The organism is Microcystis sp. T1-4, from assembly GCF_000297435.1.
Classification (GTDB): Bacteria; Cyanobacteriota; Cyanobacteriia; order Cyanobacteriales; family Microcystaceae; genus Microcystis.
Genome location: NZ_CAIP01000067.1, coordinates 1 through 4,897, shown reverse-complemented (window position 1 = coordinate 4,897; position 4,897 = coordinate 1). Strand labels below are relative to the sequence as shown.

General features: G+C 43.7%; 4 protein-coding genes. 3 read left to right on the top strand and 1 reads right to left on the bottom strand.

The features are described 5' to 3' along the window. Positions 1-79: 79 nt before the first annotated feature. Positions 80-868, top strand: coding sequence for an HAD family hydrolase (locus MICAI_RS03670; RefSeq protein WP_008197921.1), 789 nt, complete (start codon positions 80-82; stop codon positions 866-868). A 200-nt stretch (positions 869-1,068) separates the two neighbouring features. After that, positions 1,069-1,719 carry an ATP phosphoribosyltransferase gene (gene hisG, locus MICAI_RS03665; protein WP_008197919.1) on the top strand — a complete coding sequence of 217 codons (651 nt, stop codon included), beginning with the start codon at positions 1,069-1,071 and terminating at the stop codon, positions 1,717-1,719. Positions 1,720-1,845: 126 nt separating this feature from the next. Here the strand turns inward: hisG and chrA are convergent, their stop codons facing one another. Further along, the gene (gene chrA, locus MICAI_RS03660) at positions 1,846-3,003 is read right to left on the bottom strand and encodes a chromate efflux transporter (RefSeq protein WP_008197916.1); all 1,158 of its coding nucleotides are present in this window, start codon (positions 3,001-3,003) and stop codon (positions 1,846-1,848) included. A 299-nt stretch (positions 3,004-3,302) separates the two neighbouring features. Between chrA and MICAI_RS03655 the strand changes: the two genes are divergently transcribed. Then, positions 3,303-4,418 carry a TIGR03032 family protein gene (locus MICAI_RS03655; protein WP_039899556.1) on the top strand — a complete coding sequence of 372 codons (1,116 nt, stop codon included), beginning with the start codon at positions 3,303-3,305 and terminating at the stop codon, positions 4,416-4,418. Positions 4,419-4,897: the final 479 nt, after the last annotated feature.

Below are 4,897 nucleotides of genomic sequence, written 5' to 3'. Positions count from 1 at the left end.
GGGGTGTGGGGAGAATAAATAGAAATAATCTCCTGTCTCCTGAATCCTGTCTCCTTAATCCTGTCTCCTGAGAGCTAAAATGATGACTGACAATATAGATAAAAATAAGGGGGTTTATTTGCCGATAATTCGCTGTGGTAATCGAGAATTTAGAGATATTCAAGGGATTGTTTTTGATAAGGACGGTACGCTAGAGGATTCGCGAGCTTTCTGGTACGATCGAGCTATAGCCCGGATACAAGCCATTGAATCGCAAATCCCTGGTTTAGAGTCTTTATTAACTAAAACTTTCGGTATTGGGGCAAATAGTCTCAATCCTGCTGGTTTAATGGCAGTGGGCAGCCGCAGAGATAATCATATCGTCGCTGCCGGTTGTATTGCTTCCACCGGCCGGGATTGGTTAACGGCTATGGCGATCGCAAAAGTAGCCTTTCAAGCGGCCGATGAAAAGGTTCCCCCCCGCTTCAATCCCCTCTATCCCCAATGTTTAGAAGTAATTCGTTATCTGCACGCGGCCGGTTTACAATTGGCGATTCTTTCCTCCGATACCACAGCACGAGTGGAGCAATTTGTCAAGGAAAATGGCCTATTAAATTATATTAAAATTGCCCGGGGCTGCGATCGAGGTTTAAGTAAACCCGATCCCTTATTATTGCAAGAAACCTGTCAAGCTTTGGGGACCGCAGTGGACAAAACCCTGATGGTGGGGGACACTAGGGCCGATTGGGAAATGGCTAAACAGGCAAAATCAGCAGCTGCGATCGCAATTAGTTGGCAACCGGAAACCCATCCAGATTTACAATTAGCTGATGTGGTCATTAGAGAACTTACTGCCATCTCGGTTATCAGTTATGATTTTAGCTGTTAGGAGTCAGGAGTCAGGAGTCAGAATTCAGGAGTCAGGAGTCAGGAGATAGGAGATAGGAGTCAGGAGACTATTTTTATTTGTTTTCCCTGCTCCCTTCTCCCCATTCCCCACTCCCCACTTCATAATTCATAATTCATAATTCATAATTCATAATTTCCACTTCCCCCCACCTCCCCACTTCCCAATTCATAATTCCCTCTATGCTAACAATTGCCTTACCGAAGGGTGCTTTACTAAACGAAAGTATCCAAATATTTCAGAAAATTGGCTTAGATTTTAGTGCCTTTCTTGACTCAAAAAATCGCCAATTACAGATTACTGAACCCACTAACCAAGCGAAAGCGTTATTAGTCAGAGCAACAGATGTACCAGTTTATGTAGAATACGGTCAGGCACAATTAGGCATCGCCGGTTATGATGTTTTATTGGAAAAATCTCCCGATGTGGCTAATTTAATTGACCTAAAATTTGGTTACTGTCGGATGTCGGTAGCTGTCCCTGCTGATAGTCCCTATCAAAGTCCCTTAGATATTCCCCATCACGGTAAAGTTGCCTCAAAATTTGTCAATTGTGCTAAGGACTATTTTCGTCGTTTAGATATTCCCGTCGAGATTATACCTCTCTATGGTTCCGTAGAATTAGGCCCGATTACGGGGATGTCAGAAGCGATAGTTGACCTAGTTTCCACCGGTCGAACTTTACGGGAAAATGGTTTAGTAGAAATTGCCGAATTATTTGCTAGTAGCGCTCGATTAATCGCTCATCCCCTCAGCTATCGACTAAATCGCGATCAGATTTATAACTGGGTAGAAAAGCTCAGAGAACCAACTACATCAATGGCAAAAGTTTAACGAATCACCGCCCCCCTTATTAAGGGGGGATCAAGGGGGGATCAACCCTTATTAAGGGGGGATCAAGGGGGAATCAAAGGCAAAATATATCTTAATATTTAATTAGAACCATTTACTTATTTCCCCCTAAGCTAATTGTTTCAATAGTAAACCAATAAGCGCACCAGCAAGAATTAACCAAGTAGAATTAACCTGAAAACGTAGTAAAAGAATAGCAGAAATAAGAGATAGAATGATAGCCAATAAATTAAAAGGTAAATTCCCGTAGGGTTGTAACCAAGTAGCTAGAGCTAAATTAAAAATTACCGCTACCATTAAAGCCACGGCACTAGCATTAATTGCATCTAAAAAAGCACCCGCCCAAACCGATTCTCTCAGCTTAGGAATAAGAGGATTAAGTAATAAAACAAAGATAAAAGAAGGAAAGAAAATCGCTAGAGTCGCCACAATTGCCCCCGATACTCCTAATATTTGATAACCGATAAAAGTGGCGGTGGATAATACCGGACCGGGGGTAAATTGACCCACAGCAATAGCATCTAATAATTGTTGCTGGGTTAACCATCCTCTCCCCTGCACTAAATCCCCTTCTAAAAAGGCAACTAACACATAACCACTACCAAATAAAACACTACCCACCTTGAGAAAAAATAGCCCTAATCCTGTTAATGTCGGTGGGATATTGCTAGGAGTAGCAACCGCCGTCGCACCGCCTATTCCTGCCACAATCAGGGGGAAAGTAGCGAATTTTTTGAGGATAAACATCCCGATAATTCCCCCTAACAGTAAAGCGATAATTTCATTTAAACCTAAGATTAATAATCCGATAACTCCCAATCCGATGAAGAGTAATTGACGGGTTTTCAGTGCCTTTTTGCCTAAGCGCCAGAGGGCCTGAAAAATCACCGCAATTACTACCGGTTTAATCCCCGCAAAAATCGGAGCCACATCCGGTAAAGTCCCGTAGGTAGTATAAATCCAAGCTAGAAAACCCGTAATTAACACCGCAGGAGTGATAAAACAAACCCCCGTGATTATTAAACCCGCTAAACCACCAAAAATATAACCGATATGAATAGCCATTTCCGTGGAATTAGGACCAGGAATCAGATTAGTTGCCCCCACCAAATCGAGAAATCGCTCCTTAGTCATCCAACCGCGACGCTTAACCACTTCTTCCTCCATTAAAGCGATATGGGCAGCCGGACCACCAAAACCGATAATGCCGATTTTGAGAAATAAAAGGGCAAGTTGCGAGAGATTGGGAGGCGATGAAGTCAGCATTTTCTGATTACCAATAGTTTTTCTAGAATCAAGTTTATATCCAAAAGAATAAGCTTAAGCTAAATTCTTGGCTAGATCTGGTCAATTCCATAATTGCAAAAGTGTTTTACACAAACTCAATCATAAATATTTAATGCTCCCGTTCAAGTAAATTTGATACAAAAAAAGTTAAGAAAAGTTTATAAATAATATTGATTAATTTGTTTATAATAGACCCCATTAATACCAACTGAAACCAGAATAAACCATAGACAATAATCAATTATCACAATCGATGTTAATCTATGCAAAAAAACTCTATGGACAGCTTGCCGCCCAAGACTAACCAGTTTTCAGATACCCAAGCGCCGGCAGCGAGTCCATCTCAGCGCCAAGCAGTGCCGGTAAATTATGAGTACAGCCTCAATCTGCCGGAATTACTCAACCAGCTTGACCTCTCAGTGTTGATTTCCACCTACCAAGCGGGACGAGTGGCCAGCATTGGCACTTATCAAGGACAAATACGGGTGAGTTTCGCCCATTTTGACCAAGCAATGGGTTTAACCCGAACCGCTACCGGAATTGCTGTGGGCGCTCGTCAGGCAATTTGGCATTTACCCGCCAATCGAGAGATTGCCCCCCAGATTAAACCGGAAGGGGAACAGGATATCGCCTTTTTAGCTCGTTCCTCCCACCTCACCGGTCCGATTATGGGTCATGATTTGGCTTTTGGCAGTAATCGCCTTTGGGTGGTCAATACCCTATTTAACTGTCTGGCAACCATCGAAGGAAATTGGAGTTTTCTCCCCCAGTGGAAACCGCCCTTTATTACCGAGTTAGTCCCCGGAGACCGCTGCCACCTCAATGGCTTGGCTATGGCTGAAAATAGCGGCACTCCCACTTATGTGACGGCATTGGGGGAAACCAACGAGGAAAGCCTCTGGCGAGAGAATAAGGCCCAGGGCGGATGCTTAATTGATGTGGCTAGGGGAGAGGTGATTCTGCGGGGTTTAGCTATGCCCCATTCTCCCCGCCTTTATCAGGGTAATCTCTATTTCCTCAATTCCGGTTATGGAACCTTGAACTGTTGGCATCCCCAAACTGGCAGCACGGAAATCATCGCCGAGTTGCCCGGTTTTACCCGGGGTTTAGACTGTTGGGAAGGTCACGCCTTTGTCGGGTTGTCCCAAGTGCGGGAAACGGCGATTTTTGGCGGTTTACCCCTGGATGAGCGGCGTAATCAATTGCGGTGCGGGTTGGCTATTGTCAACCTAGCTACCTGTCAACTGGTGGCAACTTTTTGGTTCAATAGCGGCGTGGAGGAGGTTTTTGCCGTCTCTGTCCTGCCGGGCTACCGCAACCCGGCGCTAATTGGACCAGACACCGACCTCGATGGCTCTCAATCGGTGTGGATGGTGCCTTCTTTGGCGACTTAAGTAGGGAGGCACAATTATTTGTAGGATGGGTTAGCGGTAGCGTAACCCATGCAGGCGTTGGGTTTCATGCTTCAACCCAACCTACGTTCATCTTATATTTAATTCCACCCACCCACTTAATTGTTTAATTTTTACTCTTTAATTCAGGAAAAAATCATGTCAACTCCTTTTTTAGTTAAGGATATCTTCCCCGGTTCCGTTGGTTCCGACCCCCTTTATCTGACGGCATTATATAGTTTTAGCAATAAATGTTAAAACAAAGATGTAGATGTAGGTTGCTCTCATGGGAAGTTTTGTGACGACAAGTGGCATTGATGATATTTATGGGGAATAATAGATTTAGATGAGTGCCTAACTTTCCAATTGGTAGCGACTTGCCATGAAACAACCAACCGCCAATTATGATGAACACTGGAAAGAAGCATTAAGCGAGTATTTTGAAGCGTTTTTATACTTCTTTTTTCCTGAAGTTCACCAAC

Coding starts and splice junctions, on each gene's coding strand:
- MICAI_RS03670 (WP_008197921.1), top strand. CDS start 80: ATGATGACTGACAATATAGATAAAAATAAGGGGGTTTATTTGCCGATA.
- hisG (WP_008197919.1), top strand. CDS start 1,069: ATGCTAACAATTGCCTTACCGAAGGGTGCTTTACTAAACGAAAGTATC.
- chrA (WP_008197916.1), bottom strand. CDS start 3,003: ATGCTGACTTCATCGCCTCCCAATCTCTCGCAACTTGCCCTTTTATTT.
- MICAI_RS03655 (WP_039899556.1), top strand. CDS start 3,303: ATGGACAGCTTGCCGCCCAAGACTAACCAGTTTTCAGATACCCAAGCG.